Here is a 25,395-nt window from a genome sequence, read left to right as displayed (position 1 = left end):
GCGTACTTTAAGTACGCTTCCTCGGATTCTCGGGGCATCTGCACTCGCCAGGGCGCTTCTCGCTGACTCCTTGGAGACCTGTTGAATTTCACGGTTCGACCTGGGGGTTCTTTTATCTTTCCCTCCAAATATCTCGCATCCTCATCGATTGGACTACTGCATGGCCTCTTCCGTTAAAGCTGTCTTGTTCGACTTGGACGGCACGCTGGTCGATACCGAGGCGCTCATCCTGGCGTCGTTTCGCTACGCGACGAAGACGGTGTTAGGGCACGACATTCCCGACGAGGAGCTGCGCGCGAAGATCGGCCAGCCGCTCACGGTGCAGATGTGGGACTGGGCTGATGGCAGCCAGGAGGTGCACGATAGACTCTTCGACACCTACCTCGAGCACAACGACCGCATCCACTCGCAGCTCATCAGGTCGTTTCCCGATACGACGGCGGTGCTCGGGAAGCTTGCGGCGGCGGGGCTTCCGCTCGGCATCGTCACGTCGAAGCGCAGCGGGAACGCCCGTCGCGCCATGGAGAGCACGGGGATCGAGGGGTACTTCGACTTCCTCGTCGCGCCCGATACGTTCCCCGCGCACAAGCCCGACCCGGCGCCGGTGCTGCACGGCTGCGAGCTTTTCGGCGTTTCGCCTGATGAATGCATCTACATCGGCGACAGCCCCTACGATTTGCAGGCGGGACGGGGTGCCGGCTGCGTGACGGTCGCCGCGCTCTGGGGCATGTTCGCCCGCGAAGAACTTCTGGCAGAGCACCCCGACTACGCGATCACCACACTTTCCGAACTCGTTCCGATAGCGATGGGGAAGTAGCGCCGGGCTGGCAGAGGCGCCAGGCAGGGCCCCATCGGCCATGATTGCGGCTGTGCTGCCTCGTAGCGCGATACGCACCTGTCGATCGTCTTGCGGTTGGGTCTCAGCTTAGCCGCTATGCCCCTGGTCGACTTCTCCATCAGGTGCATTTGGACGATTCTCATCCCGTCCGTCATATTGACCATCTCTAATCACCTCTGGTGAGCAACATACGCAGGTGCTGCCGTCAAAAACAAATCGATGCAATAATGATTAGAATAGTGTTAGATTGGTTAGAATATAATAGAATAGTGTTAGATAAAGAAGGGGGATGAGAAGATGAGAAGAGAAGATCAGTCGACCGAGTTCAAGGAAACGTACGTCGACGACATCAAGAAGACCGTCGTCGCCTTCGCGAACACGGACGGGGGCACCATCTTCGTCGGCGTCGACGATTCGGGAAGGGTCGTAGGCGTCGACGATGTCGACAAGACCATCCTTCGCGCGCAGAACGCGCTTCGCGACGCCATCAAACCCGATGTGACGATGCATGTGTCGTGCAGCGCGCGGGAAGTCGAGAACAAGACCATCATCGCCATCGAGGTTCAAAAAGGAACTTCCTGCCCGTACTATCTTGCAGACAAGGGCATCCGTCCGGCAGGCGTCTACGTTCGCCAGGGCCCGTCCTCCGTGCCCGCTTCTGAGGCGGCCATACTGCAGATGATCAGGGAAACGGATGGAGGAAGCTACGAGAGCGCCCGATCGCTCGAGCAGAGCCTCTCTTTCAGCGAAGCGGAGACGGCGTTCGCTGAGGCAGGGCTGACGTTCGGGGAAGGAAAGCGGCGTACGCTCGGCCTTGTCACCGAGGATGGCGTGCACACCAACTTGGCGCTCCTCTTGTCCGACCAATGCCCGCATACTGTAAAGATCGCTGTTTTCCAAGGGAGGAAGAAGTCGGTGTTCCGCGATAGGTGTGAGCTGAGCGGATCTGTGCTGAAGCAGCTGGACGGCGCGTACGAGTACATCAACCGGTTCAACCGGCTTCGCTCGGAGTTCAAGGGGCTGAAGCGGATCGATATGCCGGACTATCCCGAGGAAGCCATCCGCGAGGCGCTGCTGAACACCATCGTCCACAGGGACTACGCGCTGAGCGGGCCCGCCCTCATCAGCATCTTCGACGACAGAATCGAGTTCGTCACGCTCGGGGGGTTGGTGAAAGGCGTTTCGACGGACGATATCGCCCTCGGCATCTCCATCCCGCGGAACAAGCGGTTGGCGGAGGTTTTCTACCGCCTGAAGCTCATCGAGGCGTACGGGACGGGCATCCCAAAGATTTACGAATGCTACGACGGCGCCGGGAAGCAGCCGGCCATCCAAACGACGCCAAACGCCTTCAAAGTCACCTTGCCCAATCTGAACTACGCCGACGTCGACCGCCCCGAGCTTAACGGACTGACGGACTCCGAGAAGAGGGCGTACCGGCTGTTCGAAAGCAATCCCGTCGTGAAGCGCAGCGACATAGAACAGTCGCTTGGCGTTTCCCAGACCATGGCAATCAGAATTCTCTCCCACCTGGACGACAAGGGTCTTATCCAACGCGAGGGGGCAGGGAGGAGCACACGGTATCGCCGAGCCGAGACATCTTGAAAACCCTCGTCGGCGGGAATCGGGCAAAACCTTGAAACGTTGTAAAAGCCAACGTGCGCTGCAGCAGCCGACATGAGCGACATGTTTCCCGGCGCGCCAGGAAAGCACGTCTTCTATATCGTTTTTACCCCAACTGATACGGCGAACTACGATGCGGTACGCAACATCCCAGTGACGGTTGAAGTCGCAGTGCTCCCTCCGGCCTCGTTTCGCAATGCGCTTCGAAATCGCGCATAGAGTGGTGGTTCCGCTCAGTTGCGCTAAAGCTCGCTGCGCAAAAATCCGACGTCGAGGCAGAAGGCGGCGTAGAGGGGCATATGCCGCAGCTCGTTTCCGAACTCGGTTTTGCTGCGCGAAAAGTCATTCCCCGAAAGAATGTATGCGTAGGGGGAATGCGCTTTCTCCATAAACGAGGCCAGCGTTTTCGCCCGTACGTTTCGCGCGGACTTGACTTCCACGGGGATTACTTCCATGCGGTCGGTTTGAAGGAGAAAGTCCAGCTCACCCGTTGCCTTCCAAGAGCTTGGCGGCGTCCAATAGCACGTTTGGAGGTTGTTGGACGAGAAGGCTTGCGCCGTGGAGTTTTCCGCCAATGCGCCCCTGAAATCGGAAGAGGCAATCACAGCGCCGAGCTCTTCCGCTTCGAGCCAAAGCCGTGGGTTTATCCCAAGCTTGTAAAACATAAGCCCCGTGTCCGCTAGATAGACCTTGAAAAAGCTGCCCTCCTCTTCGTCGAACGGAATGAGAGGCGCCGCAACGCATTCGGTCATTTCGTTTAGGGAGATAACCCCTGCTCCTTCAAGCCATTCAAGAGGCTCCATCAATTTCGCGCGCCGCCCGCCCCGTTCGACTTCCGAATATTTGAACTTCTTCGTGGACGAACGCATGAGCTGTGCCGGAATCGACTTCCACACTTTGCGTGCCGCTATGCCGCTGATGCCATTGTCGGGGTCAGTCATGTCGGCAGTGTACGTTTGGTCGATTTCGCGCTGCTCGATGCGCGCGTCATCAATCGATTGCTGCTGCAGATATGCGGAAACCGCCGCCGGCATCCCCCCGATTGCCTGGTAAAGGCGGAAATAGCGCGTTGCAAGGTTATGGGATGCGTAGGGTTCAAGCGTTTGCGCGTGAGTCCTGATCGCCTCCGCCATGTGTTCTTCGCCAAGCGCCCAGAGAAACTCTTCGAACGTCATGGGGTGCATGGTTTCTTGGTGGACTCCGCTGGGGAAGGGGAGCCTGCGCTTGCGTGTTGCAACGCCAAGCTGGCTTCCTGTCGCGCAGATGCGCCAACCCGAACCGGAGAAGAATCGCAGGGAGTTCAAAGCGCGCTCGCACAATTGAACCTCGTCGAGCAGGATGAAGGCGGATTCTTTTGCTACGGGCATGCGTTTGTAGTCGGCGATGCGCGCCATGATGCCGTCGACGTCGTCGGTCGGGCCGTCGAACAGGGGCTCGATGAGCTTAAGGTCGGTTTGGAAGTCGAGTTTTATGAAGGCGTCGCCGGCAATTCGTCTGCCGACGGTTTCAGCGACATGCGTTTTGCCAACGCGGCGAGCGCCGCGGATCAACAGCGGGCGGCTGAAATCTTTCGTTGCCCAGGTTTCGATAGTGGCTTCGATGGCTCTTCTCATAACGCCTCGCATTAAAATCGTGTATCTGGAATACAGGATATTATAGAAAATCGTGTATTCAAAGTACACGTTTTTCAGCAAAATCGTGTATTCCAGATACACGAAATTCTGCTGTGCTTCTTTCTGCCGTCGTTGTGGCTCGGGCTTTTTACGCCCTGGCAACGTTTTTCCTCCTGGGTTTGCCCTTTCTCCCCAAATGCGGCATTATGGATAAGTAGCGCGTGTCGCCGCGCGGCACGTCCATCTGAGGGACAAGGAGGCCATCATGGCTACACTCGGAGACGGTTTCAAAGGTATTTTCCTGGCAGGCATCGGCGCGGTTGCCATTGGCGCCGAAAAGGGCAAAGAGCTGGTCGACCAGCTGGTCGCTCGCGGAGAGATGACGGTTGAGCAAGGCAAGCAGATCAACACCGAGCTCAAGCACCGCGCATCGAATCTCGAATCATCCATTCGCCGCGACACCATCGAGGCACGCATGTCCATGATGTCGCCCGACGAGCGCGTCGAGTTCGCCAACATCGTGCGCGAAATGGCGGATACCGCCAATGCGAAGGACGCCGAGGCGGCGGCCGAGAAGCTGAAGGCCGCGAACGCCGCATCGGCATCGGACACGGCTGCGGAGCCGAACCCCATCGCCGAAGCGAAGACCGCGTGCGCGACGGCAGTCGCTGCGGTGGGCACAGCGGTGGAGGCGGTCGCCAATAGCGCGCGTTCCGTGCTCGACGAGGCTGCGGCTCTGAACGCTCAGCGGGACGCCGCTTCTGCCGAGGCGCCGGCTGCGGAAGTTGTCGCAGGTGAAGTCGTCGTGGAGCCTGCCGCAGACGCAGCTGCGGAACCTGCCGCTGACGCAGGCGAGGCCCCCGAGGCTCCCGAGGGCGAAGGCGCCCCCACGGCCTAGCGCCGCGCCGCCACGGGTTTCCTCATGGCCGAAAACAACACACTGCTCAGGCACTTTTTCGCTCCTGGGGCCGACGCCGACCCCGAGGGCCGTTTCGGGCTCAACTCCAAGTCCCGTCGCCGCCGCATGCGCGAAATCATCGGCATCGTCGGCAAGCATCGTGCCCTCGAGGGCTTCACGCCCGAAGAGTTCCGCGCGATGCTCGAGGACTTGGGCCCGAGCTTCGTGAAAATCGGCCAGACGCTCTCGACGCGCTCGGAAATCCTTCCCAAGGTGTTTTGCGAGGAACTCACCAAGCTCCAAACGGAATGCGATCCGCTGCCGTTCGATGAGATGCTCGCGGCGCTCGATGAGGAATTCGGCGGCCGTCGCAAGGAAATCTTCGCCGAGATCGACTCGAAGCCGCTTGGCAGCGCGTCGCTTGCCCAAGTGCATCGCGCGGTCCTGACCTCGGGAGAGTCGGTCGCCATCAAAATCCAGCGCCCTGGCGTGAAGGCCACGATGGCGCTCGACATCGACATCATGCGCATGCTCGCCCGTCGCGCCTCGAGGTACATGAAAGGCGAGCAGATGCTCGACTTGCGCGCCGTCGTCGAGGAGATGTGGGCGACGTTTCTGGAGGAGACCGATTTCCGGCGCGAGGCGGCGAACCTCGCCGAGTTCGCCGAGCTCAACCGCGACTGCGTTTTCATCGCGTGTCCGAAGGTCTACACCGAGCTGTGCAGCGAGTTCGTCCTGGTCATGGAATACGTCGACGGCATTCCCATCGGCGACGCGGACCGGTTGGTGGCCAATGGGTACGACCTGGAGGAAATCGGGTCGAAGATGCTCGACAACTACGCGACGCAGATTCTCGACCACGGGTTTTTCCACGCCGACCCGCATCCGGGCAATGTGATCATCCGCGATGGGCGGATCGTTTACATCGATTTGGGGAACATGGGCCGCCTGTCGGCACGCGACCGTGCGGGCTTCGGCGACATCATCGAGGCCGTGGGGCTTAAGGACCCGGGCGCGCTCAAGGATGCGCTCATGCGGTTCGCGGCGAAGAAGGACAACGCGGCCATCGACCACACGCGCTTTCTCGCCGACCTCGACTTGCTGCTTGAGGACTACGGCTCGTGCGATGTGGCCGAGATCGACGTGGGCCAGTTCCTGAGCGACATTATGCAGCTCACGCGCTCGTGCAACGTGATGCTGCCCGCTTCGGTCACGAGCGTGTCGCGCGGAATCGTGACCATCGAGGGCACGGTGGCGCCCTATATTCCCAACCAGAATATCGTCGCGATTATAAATGCCCACATCAAGAGCAAGAAAGGCACGCGCGAAGAAATCCGCGACGCGCTTGAGGACCTTGCGCGCGCGATTTACTCGTCGGGCCGCGGCACGCTCGACGCGGCGTCGTATTCCGGCGAGGCGCTCAAGATGCTCACGCGCGGCCAGCTGAAGATGAACATGGAGGTCCTCGGCTCCGAGGCGCCGCTCGCGCACCTTTCGCGCATGATCAACCGCGTGGCGATCGCGATGGTGATCGCGGGCCTGTTTGTTGGCTCGAGCCTGATGGCGGGGACCACGATGGAGCCGCGCTTCCTCGGCGTGCCGCTGCTGTCGTTTTTCGGATACTTCGGTTCGCTCGTTTTGTCGATCTGGCTCATCTTCAGCATCTGGCGCAGGAAGTAGCCCCCGCGGTGTGGATTTCCCGTGCCGATATGCGCGGACGACGGAATGAAGCGGCATAATAGACAGTCGCTTCAAGCGAAAATCTTTCTCTTTTCTTATTTGCGCATATCCGCGGCGGCTTCGAGCTGCGCGTAATTCCGCCTATGAATTGGAAAGCGGCTCGCCTCAAGCGCAAATGCACGCCGCTGGGAGCGGGTGCGCCCACGGATTCGCATCGCAAGGGGCGATGGAGCGTGGCAACTGAAGAAAAGAGTCTTACATGGAAAACTTTGCCAGCCTTGGCCTGTCCGATAACGCCCTCGATGCGGTTACGCGCCTGGGCTACGATGAGCCCACGCCCGTTCAGGAGCAGGCTATTCCCATCGTTTTGACTGGCCGCGACCTCATCGCCGCTGCGAGCACGGGCACCGGCAAGACGGCAGCCTTCCTGCTTCCCGTCCTTTCCCGCATGCCGCGCGACCGTAGCCACAACCGCCCGCCGCGCCTGCTCGTGGTTTCGCCTACGCGCGAGCTTGCACAGCAGATCGCTTTCACGGCCATGAAAATCGCGCGCTGCACCGGGCAGTTCGTGACGACTGTCTTCGGTGGTGCACCCTACGGCCCGCAAATCAAGGAGATTCGCCGCGGCACCGATGTGCTCATCGCTACGCCCGGCCGTCTGAACGACCTTATGAAGCGCGAGGTCGTCGACCTCTCCGGCGTGCAGACGCTCGTGCTCGACGAGGCGGACCGTATGCTTGACATGGGTTTTCTTCCCGATGTGACCACCATCGTCGAGGCTACGCCCGACGAGCGCCAGACGCTTCTCTTCTCGGCGACGATCGACGAGTCCATCCAGAAGAACCTCGGCAATCTGCTTAAGAACCCCGCCGTGGTGGAAATCGCGCATAAGGGCGAGACGGCCAAGACCGTCGACCAGTACATGATGCCGATCAAGCAGGACAAGAAGCCCGAGCTCCTTCGCGCGGTGCTCGAGGAGAAGGGCCACGAGCGCGTGATCGTGTTCGCCCGCACGCGCAACCGCGCCGAGGATTTCGCGAAGGCGCTGAACGACGATGGCTACCAGGCGGAATCCATCCATTCCGACAAGTCGGTGGGTGCGCGCCGCCGTGCGCTCGACAAGTTCCGCCGCGGCAAGGCGAACATCCTCGTGGCGACCGACGTGCTCGCTCGCGGCATCGATGTGCCGAGCGTCGACTATGTTATCAACCTCGACCTTCCCGATTGCCCCGAAGACTACGTGCACCGCATCGGCCGTACGGGTCGCGCGGGCGAGCACGGCTACGCCATCTCGTTCGTGAGCCCCAATCAGCGCCGCCTTCTGGTCGACATCGAGAAGCTCATCGATCGCGACATCCCCTTCATGGGGCTTGAGACGTACGACCTCGATCCCGACCTGCTGAACCGCAAGAACAAGGGTCGCGGTGGTTCGAGCCGCAACAGCGCTGGTCGCAAGCGTGATGGACGCGGGGCTGGCGAGTTCGCCAACCGCGCCGAGCGTCGTGCGGCGAAGTTCGGCGACAACAAGCGCGGTCGCGGCGGGCGCGATGAGTTCGAGGGCCGCGGCGGACGCGGCGGCTCGCGCGGCGACAAGCGCAACGAGGGCGGCAGGCGCGGCGAAGGCGGCAAGCGCGGCGACTCGAAGGGCAAGCGCGGCGAGTCGCATCGCACGAGCAAGCCGTCGGGCAACAAGGGCGCCGCAGCGACTGCTTCCAAGCGCAACAAGAAGCGCCCCTCCAACATGAACGACGTGCGCTCCTTCGGCGAGCGCCGCAACTTCGAGAAGAAGCAGAAGCGCCACTAGCAAGCGGGGCGCCGCTGGCAAGCAGGGGCGTGCGAGCGAGCAGGAGCATTGCGAGCAATCGGAGGCACCACTAAGCAGACTCTGGCGGCAACGGTAGAGCGTCAGGTGGAATGGTCGTGCGTAGATTGTTCCACCTGAGGGAATAGGGAGGGACCCAGTTCACGCTGAACTGGGTCCCTCTTGCGTTCGGGCGTCATTGATTCCTACTCGGCAGCTCTTTCTCGAGGTCGGCAATGGGGCTTTGCACCTGATCGCTTCCAAAATCATCACCGTTAGAGCGAAGGGCGACAAGCTGATCGCCTATTGTTGAACGGGGCGTCGGCATCCCGATTATCTGGCGTCCGATTGTAGCTTGAGCTCCGTACTCGGTCCCGCGGCGGAAAACAAGGCGGCTTTGGCGAAAAAATCGGGGTTGGAAGTGCGGTCTTTATCGGGTCTTCATGTCCGAAAATGGCTGGTTTTGGCGGCCACGTTGTGGTTTCATTGCCTGCGTAAGAAAGAGTCGCAGATGGAAGGTTCGGCGGGTGAGCATATGGGCGACAGTAAAAAGGCCGACGGCAGCATGGGGAAAGCTGGCGAGGGCGAAACCGCCAAAGACAAGGTCGATTTCGGACTTTTCGCGGGGAGCGATCTTCCCAGCCAGGACGTATGTTATCAGGCCCTTTTGTCAGGGGATCCTCATTTCGACGGCTTGCTTTTCGTCGGCGTTTCCTCGACGGGAATTTACTGTCGCGTGGGCGTATGCTGGGCGAAGGTGCCCAAGCGCGAAAACTGCACGTTCTTCAAAACTGCTGCCGAGGCGGAAGCGGCGGGGTATCGGCCTTGCCTGAAATGCCGCCCCGAGCTTGCGCCGGGAACCCCAATTGCGCCCGACATCGACCATGCGGTTGCACGCGCCGCTTCTAGCATGCGGGAGCGGCCCGGAGATGCTCCCATCGCTCGGATTGCCGCGGAGCAAGGCATGTCGGAGCGTCATCTGCGCCGCTTGTTTGAGCAAACTTACGGTGTGCCACCTGCGCAGTATCGCGAAACATGTCGCTTGCTTCTTGCAAAAAGCCTGCTCACAGACACAGAGCTCTCCATGACACGCATCGCGTATGCAAGTGGGTTTGCCTCGGTCCGCCGATTTAACGATGCGTTCGTCAACAGCTACGGCATGCAGCCGACGCGATTCCGCAAAAGCGTGCAAGGCTCGACATCTGCGAAAACGGCGGCGGCGCCTATCGTTCTGCATGTCGACTATCGCGAGCCGTATCGCTTTGATCTGCTGCTCGGTTTCCTGCAGATGCGCGCTATCGAGGGCGTCGAGGCGGTGCTCGACGGTGCGTATTGGCGGATCGTCCGCGCCTCCGATGGCGAGCGCGCTGGGTGGATCAAGGTGGAGAACGATCCCTCGCATCGCCGCCTTGCCGTCACCATATCGCCCGAGCTTTTTGACGACATTCCCTCGGTGCTTGCCCGTACGCGCCGCCTGTTCGATACCGATTGCGTGCCTGGGGCGGTCGAGCAGGGGCTCGCTGATTTTTACGAACACTCAGGTGAGACGTACCGCATTCCTGGCATTCGCGTGCCGTGCGCCTTCGACGGCTTCGAGATGGCGACCCGCGCCATCTTAGGGCAGCAAATCACCGTGAAGGCGGCAAGCACGCTCGCGGGGCGTGTCGCGCGCGAGTTTGGTTCGCCGATAAAGGGGCCGATTGAGGAATTGACCTGCGCATTCCCCTTGCCGCAAGCCTTTTGCGCGGACGATGCGCCCGCCCGCCTTGGCGAGGTCGGCGTCATCGCTCAACGTGCGAACGCCATTTGCGCCATCGCGCGCGCTATGGAGACGGGCGAACTCACACTGCGTCCCGGCGCCGACCTCGCGGCGGAGGCTGCGCGTCTCGGCAGCATCCGCGGCATCGGCGACTGGACGGTGCAGTACGTACTCATGCGCGCCTACGATTACCCCGATGCGTTCCTTCCCACCGACTATGGCGTGAAACTTGCGCTTCCCGACATGAAGCCGCGTGCGCTGGAGAAACTGTCGCAACCCTGGCGCCCGTGGCGATCGTACGCCGTGATGTCGATGTGGTCGGTGCCGCACGAGAAGCCCAAGAAGTCCGCCCCGAAGAAGGAAAAGGGGAAAGGAAAGGGGAAGGCGCGTACGGAGTCTCCCCTGGCGAACATGGCGGACGCGACCGCTGCGGAAAAGACTGCTGACGCGCTGCCCGCGAGCATGACGGTTGCGGCGAGGCGTGCAACAACAACGGCAAAGCGCGCGGATCAGCGAAAGAAAGAAGGGACCATGGATTTCACCTGCACCTACGCGTCGCCTTTGGGCGATATCGAGCTTGCGAGCAACGGCGAGGCGCTCATCGGCCTGTGGTTCAAGGGTCAGAAATACGACGCGGCGACGCTTTCGCCCGCCACGCAGGAAAAGCCCGACGATCCCGTGCTTGCGCAAGCGCGTGCGTGGCTCGACGCGTACTTCGAGGGCCGCGACCCAGGAGAGATTCCCCCGTGCGCACCGCGCGGGTCGGAGTTTCGCCAGCTCGTATGGGCGAAACTTGCGGAAATCCCCTACGGCGAGCTCGTCACCTACGGTGATATCGCGAAGGCAATCGAGGCCGACACGGGCAAGAAGCGCTCGGCGCGAGCCGTCGGCGGAGCCGTGGGGCACAATCCGGTGTCGATTATCTTGCCTTGTCATCGCGTGGTGGGGGCAAGCCGCAGCTTGACGGGATATGCGGGCGGCATCGAGCGCAAGACCGCGCTCCTCAAGCTGGAAGGCGTCGACATGAGCGCGCTCTCGGTTCCCACGAAAGGCACAGCGCTGTAGGGGGGGGGATTCAAGGGAACGAGCGCCTCACGGGTCTCTTGGCGAACGCAGGTGAAACCTCACCCGCATAACCTCACCTTCCCTGGGATTGGGTATGCCGTCCTTGCCACGATGGTATACTTGCATTACACTGCTCTCGTGGCTTTGGGCGTGCGATGGGGTAGCTAGGTCGTTTGAGAGCGCTCTCGAAGTTGTTGACGCGCAAGGCAATCGAAGACAGTGAGTTCATCGAATGCGGTAGAGGCATGATTTGCGCTGCCCCTGCGCGAAGGCTGCTGCCTCTTGCGACCAAGAGCGCATCTAGGGAGGAGTAAACTCTATGGTCAGATCCTCGCGGTTGAGCGTAAGCGGCATCTCTTGCAGAATCATTTCTCGTGAATTAAGCGAGGCAAAAGTCTCTAATCATTTCAATCAAAGCTGCGATCGCTGGTTCCTCGATGTCCAAATATTGAGCAATCGGTGCCACGATAAGTCCGTCCTCTACGTAACTTGTGATGAGGACTTAGTTCAGAGCTATGGTGCTGAGTATGCCGTGGTCTACGTCGGTGATGTCGCAGATGATGTTCGTGGAGCAATAGGTGTCGTGGACACGCAGGAGCCCTTTGGCGATATATTTTCCCTTTTGCAGGATATCTCGTTGCGCTATAGAAGATGGGAACGTGATATGGACAGCTCTCTTTTGCGTGAGGAGGGCCTGCAGACCCTCCTTGATCTCGCATCTGCGTTTATACCGAACCATATCGACATCGTCGACCCCGCCATGAAGCTGCTTGCGCACAGCGACGATTCCGATTTGGACGATCCGATAACGAATCGCCTCGTTAAACTGGGCTATCACAGTGAAGATACTATCGAGCAATTCAGGTTAGATAAAAGATTTAAGTTATGGTCCGAGAGCGAAGGTCTCATCGTGAACACGGAACGCAAGATATCGCGTTTCCCTTCGATACTCTATTGCTTTAAAACTACTGGATCCTTTTCGGTTATTGTGGTTATGATATGCAACGTCATGGAGCCGTGCGGCTATCTGAAGGATGTCTATCGCCTGGTCGTATCTCGGATAGCGCATTATGTTCGTCGGGAATACGAAGGGTTCACGACTGCGAGTGAGGCAATATGCACTTTCATCAGGGATTTAAGTCACGGCGTTATCACGACCGAACGTGAAATCAAAGAGCGCGCACGATTTGTCGACATTCTTTACGTGGGTCCTTATTGCCTGTTCTATTTTGGGCTTGAAAACGTTCGCGACATACCCGTCTGGCGCTTCGTGGCCGAAATCTCCGAGCGCTCCGTTCCTGCTATTACGGTGAAACTGGACAATTGTCTTTTGGTGCTTTGCTCCAATTGCCGAGATAGTGCTTGTAAAGGGCTGTGCCGCGAGGGCTGCCCCCGGAGACGAAAGAATATCAAGCAGAGGCTATCTCAGGTTGCGCAGTCGTATGGTCGCCATGGATCTTGCAGCGCGGTCATGGGAAGCCTGGCTGATTTGCCAATCGCGTACGAACAGGCTCGGATGGCATACGAGATGCATAGTCGAGAGCTGACGATGGGAACGGTTTCGGCGTGCGAGTCTCCGCTCGTTTCGTTTGATTCTTTCTTTTTGTACTCCTATCTTGCAAACCAGCTGCTTGTGGACGGGGGCATGCTCGCATCGTCGAGAGCGTTTAGGGTAATCGACGAGATGAACCGCTATGATGTCCAAAACGGGACAGACTATTATAAGTTTCTCGAATGTTATCTGGAAAACGATCGAAAAGCCACGCGCGTGGCCGAACTGTGCAACATGCATCGCAATAACGTGCCGAAACGTCTCGAACGGATCGAGGAGTTGTTCGGTGCGCAAACCGAGACTTTCGAGCAACGGTTGAGCCTCATGCTGGTCTTCGAGGTGCGCAGGCATATGCTTTCGTGAGGTAAGCGCAAAGGACTTTCGCCTAAGGTTTAAAACGGGCTGTTATAGCATTTCGCAGCCATTCGGGCATGATGCTGTGTGCAATGTGCACCTGATGTGGGGTTTCGGCTCTTTCTATACTCTTCGGCAAGAGGGGGAAGACCATCGCTCTTCCCGGTATCCGAAGTGAAGGAGGCTCCCATGGCAATCAAGAAGCTAGAGGAAATCAGACTCAACGTTCAACCTGTCTCCATAGAGTTCGTTCACGAATATGTTTTCGAGGGTCCATGCCGTTTTGGCAAGGGAGACGCGCTAACCAAGCCGTTCGACGAAATGATAAACGAGGAGAAGTTCCAGGATTGGTATACGCAGCTTAAAGCGCATATGCACGAGGATGTCGTGAATCTGCTTCCGCCTATCCGCATCCACGGAACCGAGGACTGGTACATCAAGGACGAGGAAGTTCGGAAGATCATCACCGATGCTACTCCGGGTGTTGAGGTCGACTTGTATTTTTCGGTCGAGCTGGGTCGCGTATTCCTGCTAAATTACGAGGTCGCACGACTGACGGACAAGCCGTGGGCAATGGTGCAGGCATGCTGCTATACCGCCAACTCCTGCGCCCAGCATCGAGCGCGCGGTATCGAGTACATTCCGTTTGAGACCTGGGAGGCAGCCGAGGATTACATGGTTGTTCTGCGAGCCAAGAAGGCTTTGAAGAACACGCGTATCCTGTGCGCTATCCGCAACAATTCGTCCGTGTCGGTTAGCTCTTCTGACAGCATCATAGATCCTGACAAGACCATGGACGAAGTATTCGGGGCTCGTCAGCGTACAATCAGCGCACACGAGCTTCTCGACCAAACGAGCTATGGCGATCCGATGGGCAACCATTGCACGCCGGGTCGTAAGGGTCTCAACTTTACCGAGGAAGACGCTAAGGAAATCGAGCGGCAGACTCGCGAGCTCATCGATAACGCGCAGGAAGTGCGCATGAGCGAGGAAGCGGTGAAAAAATCCGTCGAGATGCGTTACGCCATCCATAAGTTCATGGAGGCGAATGACTGCAATTGCTATGCCGCCCCATGCGGTGACATTTGCTCGACGCGGCGCATGAACGAACAGCAGGTTACGATGTGCCTGAATCATGCGCTGAATAACGAGGAAGGTATTCCCTCTGCCTGCGAATACGACTTGGCTGCGCTTATCTCGATGGTTATGTTGCAATCTATCGGTCGTCGACCGTCGTACATGGGCAATACCTATGCGATTCCGCGTCAAAAAGACGGCAAGCACATTCCGTTCCCAAAGATGCCGTTCTTTGACAAAGAGGAGACGGCTCGTCAGCTTGCGAAGCTCGAGAATGTCGACAATCTGGTCTTGACCTTCCACTCGGTTCCGAATCGTCGGTGGACGTCTTACGACGCGCCGGTTCGTCCTTATGCGATCGGTCCTTTCACCCATAGTGGTTGGGGGGCTACGATTCGCTACGACTTTGCAGCTGATGAGGGTCAAGTTGTCACGATGTGCCGCGTCGATCCAACTTGCAAGAAGATTCTCATTGCCAAGGGTACGATTGTTGGCGGCTTGGGTTACGGTTCGGTCAACTGCTCCGAGGGCGTATTTTTCGAGGTCAAAGACGTGCATACGTTCTGGAAGTATCAAATGGACTGCGGCAACCATGTTCCGCTGATTTACGGCGATTTCGAAGATCAGCTCGTTCAGCTGGCGGAAAGCTTGGGCTTGGAAGTTCTGCGCGCATAGTTACCCGCATGGGCGCAGAGTGATTTCCGTAGGGGGTTCTTGGTGATGAGTGCAAGAACCCCTTTTTCGATGAAAGGTGTCGAATATGAGCGGTTCACCAACGTTGCAAGAGCGAATCGACTCTGCCGATGAAGAATTCAAGGGCCTCCTTCTACGGCTCAAGAATCCTTCAGCTACGCTTGACGAGTTCTGTCGCCTCATTCGAGAGATGACTTTATTGAAATTCTTGCTGACAGAAGAGGAGGTGACAACTGATGAGCTACTCGAACTCTCCAAGATAAGCGTCGATAAGTTGCTTTACTTGCACGATAAGAGCGTCCAGTTGGGGCATGCTTCGGTTTCGTGTACAGGTATCAGTTCCACTGCCACGAAAAAGGTTCTGCTTATCTTGAAGCTGCAACGCGAGTTGGGGCTTCAGCCCATGCCCGCCGATGAAGCGTATAAGCTCAAGACGACGCGTGCCCTTGGCGAGAATCTTTATTTCAGGCTGAGGGAAAATGGCGAAAGCGAGTCTTAGGGCTAAACTGCCGCGAATCTGTCTCGAATTTATCCGGCGGCGAAAAGGCGTATGCTCTTGGACGGTTCGTGGTACACTTGCTCGCTAGACGAATTCGCCGCCTCGTGCGGCGTCAATCACTCACGAAAGCGAACACCATGGCTGATTTCATCGAGGGCAAACGCCCCGTCATCGAAGCGCTGCGCACTGAGATTCCGTGTAAGCGCGTTCTTCTTGCCGACAATGTGAAGCGCGATCCGCTCATTGAGGACGTGCTGCGCAAGGCGAAGAAGCGCAACGTGCCTGTGGAAACGGTGCCGCGCGCGCGTCTCGAGAAGCTCTCCGAACGCGGCAGTCACCAGGGCGTTATGGCGGAAACCAAGCCCTTCAACTACGTGAATGTCACGACTATCGTGGAAACTGCGAACGCGCAGGCTGCCGAAAACGGCGGCTCGGCGCTCGTCGTCATCCTCGACCACATCACCGACGCGGGCAACCTGGGCGCCATCGCCCGCTCCGCCGAGTCGGTTGGGGCTGCCGGCATCGTCATCCCCAACAAGCGCGCGGCGCACGTAACGGCGGCGACGTACAAAAGCTCGGCAGGCGCGATTTCCCACATCAACGTGACGCAGGTCGCGAACCTCTCCCAGACGATCGAACGCCTGAAGAAAGAGGGCTTCTGGGTTTGCGCGGCGAGCGAGCATGCGCAAGAAGTGGTGTGGAAGTCGAACCTCAAAGGCAAGATCGCGCTCGTCATGGGCTCGGAAGGCGAGGGCGTGTCGAGCCTCGTGCTCGAAAACTGCGACTTCGCGGTGAAGCTTCCCCAGATGGGGAAGGTGTCCTCGCTCAACGTAGCGCAGGCGTCCACTGTCTTCATGTACGAGTGGCTCCGTCAGCAGCAATAGGTTGCGCATTCGAAAATGGCAAGGAAACGAAACAAGCTGCTCATCGTCGATGGGTACAACGTGCTCCGCTCGGGTGAGCGCTACAAAACGACGGCGTTCGGACCCGACTACACCGACGACGCCTTCAACACCGCCCGCGAGCGGCTGATCAACGACGTCGTGAACTTTGCGGGTCGCGATTGGCGTGCCATCATCGTGTTCGATGGTGCGAAAAACGAGTTCTCAACAGGAGAAGCGCAAACCATCGGCGGCGTGCGCATCATGTTCAGCCCAGCTGGCCAGTCCGCTGACAAGGTAATCGAGAAGCTTGCTCACGACGCGCGCGAGCGCATGGTCGAGACGCTTGTAGTCACAAGCGACGCCACCATCCAAGACACCGTCTTCGGGGGCGGCGTCGATCGCATGAGCGCGAACGGCTTCAGCTATGAGGTGGGGGAGTACTACAATCAGGCGCGCCTCGATGAGTCGCCAAAGGTGGCCGAGAAGCGAACGCTCGGCGATCGCATTCCTGCCGATACCCTCGCCAAGCTGAAAGCGATGCGCGACGGGAAGCTTTAAGGTCCAGCGAGTGCTTTCCTGACGGGGCGGGGGGCGCTCGAATGCCCGATTCACATTCTGGCTTCTGCTCATCGGCTTCGACTACGAGCGCCCCGCCTTCGTCCCGAAGAGCAAATTGAGCCCAAGAGGCAAGTAATGGACAAAATGCGTTGATATGTGAGTCCGAATCGGCGGTTTCGGGCATCTCGGAATCCGTTCCATGGTGTTTTCCCAGGTCGGATTCTTCAAAGATAAGTCTGCTATGTACAGCTCCTCACATATCGGCATTATTTGTCCACGGCGAGCCGATTTTGAGAAAGCAGCACTCTCATGGAGATCGCCTCGCGAGAGTGTCGGAAAAAAATCGCGCGACAGCGACCTCGCAACACCAGCAAACCTCGTTGTTTGCCAGCTGCGGTCACTCCTACCTTTCGCCCTCTTCGCGCCCCTCGTTTGTGAGGTGCTCTTTCGCGATGTAGAGCGGGCGGTGCTTCCCCTCGATGTAGCTGCGCGAGAGGTACTCGCCGATTACGCCAAGCACGGTGAGCTGTAGGCCGCCGAACAGCAGAATCAGGCACGCGAGCGTCGGGAAACCCGGCACGTCGGTGCCCCGCAGCGCGTATTCGAAGATGATCCACAGAAGATAGACGAACCCGCCGAGCGAAGCGATGAGCCCAATCCAAACGGCCACCTTCAAAGGCCAGGTCGTGAAGCCTAAAATGCCGTTCGCCGCATAACGGAACAGCGACCTCACCGACCATTTGCTCTCGCCGTTGGCGCGCGCGTCCGGCTCGTAGGGGACTTCGAGCGTCTTGAATCCGACCCATGCGAAAAGTCCCTTGCTGAAGCGCTGACCTTCGGGCAGAGAGAGCAGGGCGTCGGCCACGGTGTGGCGGAACACGCGGAAGTCGCTCACGTTCGCAGGAATCTCGATGTCGGTGCAGATGCCGTTGAAGGTCTTGTAGAACGAGTGCTTGAACAGCTTTAACACGACGCTTTCCTTGCGCTCGATCTGGCAGGCGGCGACGATATCGTACTCGGGCTTGTCCACAAGCAGTTTGTACATGCGCAGCGCGTCCTCGGGCGTTTGCTGCAGGTCGGCATCGATGAGGCAGATGCACTCGCCGCGTGCCGCTTCCATGCCCGCATACAGTGCCGCCTCCTTGCCGAAGTTGCGGGAGAACTGCACGGCCTGCATGGGATGAGAAGGGTCGGTTTCGCTCACAACCTCGCGCAGCAGCTCGAAGGTGCCGTCCTGGCTGCCATCGTTCACGAACACGATCTCAAGCGAGATGCCCTCCGCGTCGAAGCACTCGAAGGCGCGGCGCTTGAACAGGCGGATGTTGTCGACCTCGTTGTAACAGGGGACGACGAAGCTCAAGCTGAAGGGGTAGGTCATTGCGCTGCTCTCTTTCCGCTGGTCGCGCGCGTGCGATGGCGACGGTTCTCGAAGGCGCGCCATGCGCAGAACGCAGCGACGCTCGCGATGCTGATAATCGCGCTCGGTATGAGGCCGGGCGCCATGTAGTGAAGTTCGATGTCGTTGGTGCCCGCGGTGACGTCGATGCCCAAAAGTCCGCCGTAGAGCTCGTGGACCGGCACGTTGTGTCCGTTCACAGTGGCGCTCCAGCCCTTCTCGTAGGGGATGGAGATGAGGAGCGTCTCGTCGCGTTGGGCGTCGAAGGAGGCGCTCACCTGGCCGTTCGAGAACGATTTCAACGAGAAGCCGGCGGAATCAAGCTTTCCGAGCAGCGTCTTCATCTCGTCGACATCGAGCGTCTCCGCCTTGATGGCTGCCTCGGTCGGTGCGTTGAAGACCGCCTGTTGAACGTCGACGATTTGCCCGTGCTTGTTCACGGTCGTCTGCTTCATGGCCGTCGGGACAATCGACACCGTGACGGTCTCGCCCGCGTTGAACGTGCCCGCGTAGACCACGTTGCATGACCCGCGCCCTCCGACGTGCTCGACGGTGTTGCCGTTGACCTGGGCATAGCAGGAGATACCGGCCTCCTCGATATCGAGTAAGTAGATGCTCGGGAAGTACAGGAAAAGCGGCCCTGCGCTCGTGGTGGTGACGGTGAAGTCGCGCTGGGTTGCGCTCGTGCTCTCCGCGTCGACAGCGGTCGCCTTATGGTAGAGACCGCTCGCGTCGGCGCCCGTGACGGACGCGTACATCGCTATCTGGTTGTTGAAGGGGTTGGCGCTCCATGCATCGGTGGGCTCGTCGTCGGTCGCATCGGTCGCAGCGTTCGAGTAGTCCGCCTTATTCGCCAATTCCGTCTCCTCGGCTGTGGCCGCAATGCCGTAGCCGAGAGGCATCGACGAGGTCGTCTTCCAATCGCGATACGACCCGTAGAGCTTTTGAGCATGGTCGGCGACGAGCTCGGTTTCGGGTGGCTGCTCCTCAGCAATGACGTTGGTCACCGAAAGGAGCGCATCTGCCGCCGTGTTGGGCGACTGGTACGCGGTTCCGAACGGCGTCTTCTTCGAGTAGCCGAGGCGCATGAGCAGGTTCTGCACGCTGTTTTCCTGGGTGGACGAGTACAGATCGAACGAGCCCGGCCCACTGAGCACGAGCCCCGTGCAATCAGGTCCGTTGTACTTCGACGACCCATAGTACACGCACGTTTGCCCCGTGCGCGCGAAGCCGTTGTCGGTGGGGTAGTCCTCGTAGTATTCCTCGAGCTCGGCGATGCGGTTCGAGTATTCGCTCGCGCTTAAGTCGCATGCGGCGTATTGAGCCGCCGTGCCGTAGCACTGTTCGAAGGCGAACAGGACGACCAGGCAGGCGATTCCCGCTCGGGCAAGAATCTTGCGCCCCGTCTCGCGCTTCTCGCGGGCGTTCCCTTCGGCGGGAACCCGCAGGCCCTGGCGCACCATGAGCGCAAGGAAGGCGGTGAATCCCGTAATCAGTACCAGTTCGAGCACGGCGTTCGCGGCACTCGGGCGAATCGAGAGCGTTCGGTACCACACGTTGAAGGTGGCACATCCGAAGATGAGGAACGCTGCCGCGCCGCCCTTCACCACGGCGCGCAGCGATGTGTGACGCACGGGGCGGTTCTTCGGATTTCCGGCGACGACGAGCGCCTCGTTTTTATTGTCCAGGCAGAAGGCGATGCCCTCGAAGGCAAGCGCCACCATCGTGAGCAGCAGCAGAAACGCCATGCGGCCCGTGTAGGACGACTCGGGCACGAATCCGAGCCAGATCGTGTTCAGCTGGATGAGGACGAGCGACGAGGCAGGAATGCCCATAATGACGGCACCCGCTATGCGCAGGGCGCGGGACCTGCGAGCGTCTGCGAAGAAGACGGCGACGCCTACGAGTACAAGAGCTGAAATCACGATCGCAGGGGTCGCGTTCGCGACGATGATGCCCGGCCGCGTGCCGATGGCGAAGAAGTTCGCGTAGTCGAAGGGGTTGAGCGAGAAGATGGTCCCCGCAAGCGCCGCCAGACCAGCGCCTGAACCCTTGCCGCCCAAAAGCGCAATCAGCGTGGGGAAGAGGATTACCGCAGAGGCTCCCACGGCAAGAATCATCGTCGCAGCATAGCGTAGGCCCAGGTGGATGAGGGGGTGGCCTGCGAGCTTTCGGTTCTTGGGGGCAATGCGCGCGGGCTCGTTTGCGCTGCCTCCGTTGCGCTTGCCCGCGTCGTCCGCGCACTTGCGTTCGTTTCCGAGCCTAAGTTCGCCCTCGTCGCAGGCGCGCTCGCTCTCCTCGATGCGAAGGCGTGCGTACTCATAGAAGAAGTAGAAGATGGTGAAGAAGCACACCATGTAGCCCGTGTACCAATTGAAGAGGATGGCGCACGCGCACGACGCGAACAGGGCCGCGCATCCGCGTCCGCGCACCAGGCGGTACACGCCCAGGCAGGCGAGCGGCGCCATAATCACGCCGTCGATCCACATGATGTTGCTCGAATACCCGGTGACATACGAGGTGAGTGAGTAGGCGATCGCGCCGACCACCGCAAGCACCTGCGTTGCGCAAGACCCCTTGGCACCTGCCGCGACAAAGCGACCGCGCAGGAAAACGAGGCAGGTCACGGCGGCAAGCGGAATCTTCACGAGGAAGAGGAAACTGAAGAAGTAGGGCACCTGCGAAGGGTCGCAGAAGGCGACGAGCGCGTTTAAGGGACTCGACAGGTAATAGGTATATTGCGCGTAGGTTCCGCACCCCATGCCCGCGTCGGCGGAGTACAGCAGCGACGCGTCGCCGTTGATCACGTTGGAGAGCCATCCGAAGAACTGCGCGTACTGGACGGGCATGTCGTACATCATGACCGAGACGTCCCCGAAGGGGTAGATGTTGTTCGATGCGAACGCGAAGAGAATCACGAAAAAGGGCACGACGAAGGAGAGGGCGTATGCCGCGATCGCGCTTTTCGTCACAGCGGGCCTCGCGCTCGGTGCCTGCGGGGTGCGCCTCTCGGGGCGCTCCTCGGGCTTCGCATGAGATCCTGCGGCGGCGGAAAGCGGTTCGCCTGCCCTCGATGCTGAATCTGCTATGTCTCGTTTCCAGACTGCCATTTTTTCTGAAAGCCATCCTAGCGCCTGCGAGGAGAAAACGGGCTTTCAGCCGAAGGTTCGTGGCATAAATCCAAAAGCTTACCCAAAGTCTGCATATTATTAGTGTGGGGAAGCCTCCGATGCCGCAGTTTTGCCTTGCCTGTCGCCGCCTGTTATCGTGCGCGCTTGCGGTGGGGTCCGTCGTTTGGGGAAGGTGGACTTCGCCGCCCACGCCGCGCCCATCTTCGTCGCGCGTTCTGCCCTCGCCCCTCCTTCGCGCCCGCGCCTGTCGCCCTCCTCCGCGAGCCTCACAGGAAAGCAACTTTTTTCGACCTCGTTTCCCCAGCTTAAAGGCCGAAAGAACAAAAAACTTCCACAGCTCGTAAAAATTTTTCTTGACGCGGTACGATCCCCATAGTATCTTCTTCGATTGCAACTTTTTTGGGAAATGAGTGCGTGCGTGAAGGAGGAAAAGCCTCGTGGCCAAAGCAAAAACTAGCGCTCCCACCAGCCTTTATAGGAATCGCAGAAGCTTCGCGAAGATTCCGGACGTAATGGACGTCCCCAATCTTATCGCAATCCAGACGGACAGCTTCAAGTGGTTCAAAGAAGAAGGCCTCCAGCAAGCTTTCCAGGACATCGCTCCTATCGAGAACAGCACGAAAGACATGTGCGTGGAGTTCGGCAAGCATGAGTTCGGCGAGCCGAAGTACACCGTCGATGAGTGCAAGGAGAAGGACGTCTCGTATCAGGCGCCCCTGTTCGTGGAAATCCGCTTCATCAACCGTGAGACGGGCGAAATCAAGGAACAGAACGTGTTCATGGGCGACTTCCCGCTCATGACGAACCGCGGTACCTTCATCATCAACGGTACCGAGCGCGTCGTTGTCTCCCAGCTCGTTCGCTCCCCGGGCGTGTACTTCTCGTCCGAGCGCGACAAGACGTCGGACAAGACAATCTACAACGCGAAGGTCATCCCGAGCCGCGGTGCGTGGCTCGAGTTCGAGACCGACAAGCGCGACATCCTCTCCGTGCGCATCGACCGCAAGCGCAAGCAGCCGGCCACGCTGCTCGTTCGTGCCCTCGGCCTTGCCGAGACGCGCGAGGAGATCATCGAGCTTCTGGGCTCCGACGACATGGTGCTGCGCACCCTCGATCGCGACCCGGCAACCACCAAGGAAGAGTCCCTCATCGAGCTGTACAAGCGCTTCCGTCCGGGCGAGCCGCCTACGATCGATTCCGCGCGTACGCTGCTTGAGGGCCTGTTCTTCAACCCCCAGCGTTACGACCTGGCGAAAGTCGGTCGCTACAAGATCAACAAGAAGCTCGGCTTCGACGCCGACAACGACGCCTCGACCCTGACCGACGAGGACATCACCGCCACGATGAAATACATCATCGCGCTGCATGCCGGTGAGGAAGGCGCGAGCGTCGACGACATCGACCACTTCGGCAACCGCCGTATCCGCACGGTCGGCGAGCTCATCCAGAACCAGTTCCGCATCGGCCTCTCCCGTATGGAGCGCGTCGTGCGCGAGCGCATGAGCATGCAGGAGCCTGACGAGATCACCCCGCAGTCGCTCGTGAACATCCGCCCGATCGTGGCTGCCATCAAGGAGTTCTTCGGAAGCTCCCAGCTCTCGCAGTTCATGGACCAGGCGAACCTCGCCGCAGGCATCACGCACAAGCGCCGTCTGTCCGCACTCGGCCCGGGCGGCCTGTCCCGCGAGCGCGCAGGCTTCGAAGTCCGCGACGTCCACAACTCCCATTACGGCCGCATGTGCCCGATCGAGACGCCTGAAGGCCCGAACATCGGCCTTATCGGCTCGCTTGCGACGTTCGGCCGTATCAACCCCTACGGCTTCATCGAGACGCCCTACCGTCGTGTGGTCGACGGCAAGGTGACCGACGACATCGACTACCTCACGGCCGACGAGGAGGAGAACTACACGATCGCCCAGGCGAACGAGACGTTCAACCTCGAGACCCGCGAGTTCGGCACCACCGACGCCGACGGCGTGTTCCACAAGGCGACGCGCGTTCTCTGCCGTACCAAGGACGCTTCCGGCGTGTTCGGCGAGCCTGAAGAGGTGCTGCCCGAGCAGGTTACCTACATGGACGTTTCCCCGCGTCAGATGACGTCGGTCGCAACGTCGCTCATCCCGTTCCTCGAGCACGACGACGCGAACCGCGCCCTCATGGGCTCGAACATGCAGCGTCAGGCTGTGCCGCTGCTCAAGCCGCACGCCCCGCTCGTCGGCACGGGCATGGAGCACCGCATCGCGGTCGACTCCGGCGAGATCCTGGTCGCCCAGAACCCGGGCGTGGTCGACTACGTCGATGGCCAGACGATCATCGTGCTCAACAACGACGGCGAATACGACGAGTACCTGGTCCCCAAGTTCCAGCGCTCCAACCAGTCCGGTTGCATCAACCATCGCCCGATCGTCCGCAAGGGCGACGAGGTCCATGCCGGCGACGTGCTCGCCGACGGCCCGTCCTGCGACGGTGGCGAGCTGGCACTCGGCCAGAACCTCATGGTCGCCTACATGCCGTGGGAAGGCTACAACTACGAGGACGCTATCATCGTGTCCGAGCGCGTGGTTGCTGAAGACCTGCTCACGTCCATCCACATCTCCGAATACGAGGTCGACGCGCGCGACACCAAGCTCGGCCCCGAGGAAATCACCCGCGAGATCCCGAACATGTCCGACGACATGACGGCCGATCTCGACGCTGACGGCATCATCCGCATCGGCGCCGAGGTGTTCCCGGGCGACGTGCTCGTGGGCAAGGTCACCCCGAAGGGCGAGACCGAGCTCACCGCTGAAGAGCGCCTTCTGCGCGCCATCTTCGGCGAGAAGGCCCGCGAGGTGCGCGACACGTCGCTCAAGGTGCCCCATGGCTCCGGCGGCCGCGTGATCGGCATCCACCGCTTCAGCCGCGCGGCGGGCGACGAGCTTGCCCCCGGCGTGAACGAGCTCATCCGCATCTTCGTGGCTCAGAAGCGTAAGGTCCAGCAGGGCGACAAGCTTTCCGGCCGCCACGGCAACAAGGGTGTCATCTCCCGCGTGCTTCCGGTGGAGGACATGCCATACCTCGCCGACGGCACCCCGATCGACGTCATGCTTAACCCCCTCGGCGTTCCTTCCCGTATGAACGTTGGCCAGCTGCTCGAGAACCATCTCGGCTGGGCCGCCAAGTGGGGTTGGTCTGACGAGGACACCGACAAGCCGGTTGCCGGCCCGCAGTTCGTGGCGACGCCTGTCTTCGACGGTGCGACCGAGGAGGAAATCTCCGACGCCATCGAGCATGCGAACAAAAACCTCATCAACATCAACCATGCCAAGTACGGTGACCTGGCGCGTGACGAGTTCGTCCCGCAGCTGTCCCGCACCGGCAAGACCTGGCTCTACGACGGCCGCACGGGCGAGAAGTTCCGCGAGCCGATCACGGTCGGCCAGACCTACATCCTGAAGCTGGGCCACATGGTCGACGACAAGATTCACGCCCGCTCGACCGGCCCCTACAGCCTCATCACCCAGCAGCCCCTCGGCGGCAAGGCCCAGTTCGGCGGCCAGCGCTTCGGCGAGATGGAAGTGTGGGCGCTCTACGCGTACGGCGCTTCCAACGTGCTGCAGGAAATCTTGACCGTGAAGTCCGACGACACCGCCGGCCGCGTGAAGTCTTACGAGGCCATCGTCAAGGGCGAGAACATCCCGCCCGCGGAGGTGCCGGAGAGCTTCAAGGTTCTCGTGAAGGAAATGAAGTCGCTGTGCTTGAACGTCGAGCTCGAGGGCCACGACATGCAGCCGATCAGCGAGGACGAAGGCGTCGTCGAGAAGAAGGACGACGATTCGGATCAGGCGCTGTTCGACGCGATTGCCGCGGACGCGAAGCTTTCTGAGGAAGAGTCTGACAAGGCTCTCGATGACATCGCAGCTGAACTGGGAGAATTGATGGGCGATTCATCTAATGACGATACGACCAACGACCTTATCGGTGGAGAGGAGTAA

15 protein-coding genes are annotated in these 25,395 nt (G+C 59.8%); 12 read left to right on the top strand and 3 right to left on the bottom strand.

The window, feature by feature from the left end; translation table 11 throughout:
* Positions 1–160: 160 nt before the first annotated feature.
* On the top strand, positions 161–817 hold the full coding sequence (locus ACMRQN_RS07440; protein WP_418734450.1) for an HAD family hydrolase: 657 nt from the start codon (positions 161–163) through the stop codon (positions 815–817).
* Positions 818–1,135: 318 nt separating this feature from the next.
* Positions 1,136–2,443 (top strand): RNA-binding domain-containing protein, encoded by a 1,308-nt coding sequence (locus tag ACMRQN_RS07435; protein ID WP_418734449.1) that lies wholly within the window; start codon positions 1,136–1,138, stop codon positions 2,441–2,443.
* A 260-nt stretch (positions 2,444–2,703) separates the two neighbouring features.
* On the opposite strand, the gene ACMRQN_RS07430 is transcribed toward ACMRQN_RS07435, so the two are convergent.
* Complete coding sequence (locus tag ACMRQN_RS07430) at positions 2,704–4,074, bottom strand: ATP-binding protein (protein WP_418734448.1); 1,371 nt, start codon at positions 4,072–4,074, stop codon at positions 2,704–2,706.
* Positions 4,075–4,339: 265 nt separating this feature from the next.
* Here ACMRQN_RS07430 and ACMRQN_RS07425 point away from each other — a divergent pair, with 265 nt between their 5' ends.
* The 9 genes from ACMRQN_RS07425 (at position 4,340) to ACMRQN_RS07385 (ending at position 16,894) form a co-directional block, all read left to right on the top strand.
* On the top strand, positions 4,340–4,972 hold the full coding sequence (locus ACMRQN_RS07425; protein WP_418734447.1) for a phasin family protein: 633 nt from the start codon (positions 4,340–4,342) through the stop codon (positions 4,970–4,972).
* Positions 4,973–4,996: 24 nt separating this feature from the next.
* A complete protein-coding gene (locus ACMRQN_RS07420) occupies positions 4,997–6,652 on the top strand; it encodes an ABC1 kinase family protein (RefSeq protein ID WP_418734446.1) in 1,656 nt (551 codons plus the stop codon).
* Positions 6,653–6,911: 259 nt separating this feature from the next.
* A complete protein-coding gene (locus tag ACMRQN_RS07415) occupies positions 6,912–8,456 on the top strand; it encodes a DEAD/DEAH box helicase (RefSeq protein ID WP_418734445.1) in 1,545 nt (514 codons plus the stop codon).
* 508 nt (positions 8,457–8,964) lie between these two features.
* Complete coding sequence (locus ACMRQN_RS07410; RefSeq protein ID WP_418734444.1) at positions 8,965–11,277, top strand: methylated-DNA--[protein]-cysteine S-methyltransferase; 2,313 nt, start codon at positions 8,965–8,967, stop codon at positions 11,275–11,277.
* A 319-nt stretch (positions 11,278–11,596) separates the two neighbouring features.
* Positions 11,597–13,192, top strand: coding sequence for a PucR family transcriptional regulator (locus tag ACMRQN_RS07405; protein WP_158049304.1), 1,596 nt, complete (start codon positions 11,597–11,599; stop codon positions 13,190–13,192).
* Between the two features lie 180 nt (positions 13,193–13,372).
* Positions 13,373–14,935, top strand: a complete 1,563-nt coding sequence (locus ACMRQN_RS07400; protein ID WP_158049305.1) for a hypothetical protein — start codon at positions 13,373–13,375, stop codon at positions 14,933–14,935.
* A gap of 85 nt (positions 14,936–15,020) precedes the next feature.
* Complete coding sequence (locus ACMRQN_RS07395; protein ID WP_158049306.1) at positions 15,021–15,452, top strand: hypothetical protein; 432 nt, start codon at positions 15,021–15,023, stop codon at positions 15,450–15,452.
* Between the two features lie 137 nt (positions 15,453–15,589).
* Positions 15,590–16,336 carry a 23S rRNA (guanosine(2251)-2'-O)-methyltransferase RlmB gene (gene rlmB / locus ACMRQN_RS07390; RefSeq protein ID WP_418734443.1) on the top strand — a complete coding sequence of 249 codons (747 nt, stop codon included), beginning with the start codon at positions 15,590–15,592 and terminating at the stop codon, positions 16,334–16,336.
* 15 nt (positions 16,337–16,351) lie between these two features.
* Positions 16,352–16,894 carry an NYN domain-containing protein gene (locus ACMRQN_RS07385; protein ID WP_418734442.1) on the top strand — a complete coding sequence of 181 codons (543 nt, stop codon included), beginning with the start codon at positions 16,352–16,354 and terminating at the stop codon, positions 16,892–16,894.
* Between the two features lie 403 nt (positions 16,895–17,297).
* Here ACMRQN_RS07385 and ACMRQN_RS07380 read toward each other — a convergent pair whose 3' ends face one another.
* Complete coding sequence (locus ACMRQN_RS07380; protein ID WP_418734441.1) at positions 17,298–18,272, bottom strand: glycosyltransferase family 2 protein; 975 nt, start codon at positions 18,270–18,272, stop codon at positions 17,298–17,300.
* Positions 18,269–21,400, bottom strand: coding sequence for a YfhO family protein (locus tag ACMRQN_RS07375; protein ID WP_418734440.1), 3,132 nt, complete (start codon positions 21,398–21,400; stop codon positions 18,269–18,271). Before ACMRQN_RS07375 ends, ACMRQN_RS07380 begins: the two co-directional genes overlap by 4 nt.
* 533 nt (positions 21,401–21,933) lie before the next feature.
* Here ACMRQN_RS07375 and ACMRQN_RS07370 point away from each other — a divergent pair.
* Entirely contained in the window at positions 21,934–25,395 is a 3,462-nt protein-coding gene (locus ACMRQN_RS07370; RefSeq protein ID WP_413587822.1) for a DNA-directed RNA polymerase subunit beta, read from the top strand.

The sequence above is a fragment of the Ellagibacter sp. genome, assembly GCF_048412355.1.
In the GTDB taxonomy this organism is placed as follows: domain Bacteria; phylum Actinomycetota; class Coriobacteriia; order Coriobacteriales; family Eggerthellaceae; genus Ellagibacter.
The sequence above is the reverse complement of the archived record's forward strand: the minus strand, read 5'-3'. Positions and strand labels throughout refer to the sequence as shown.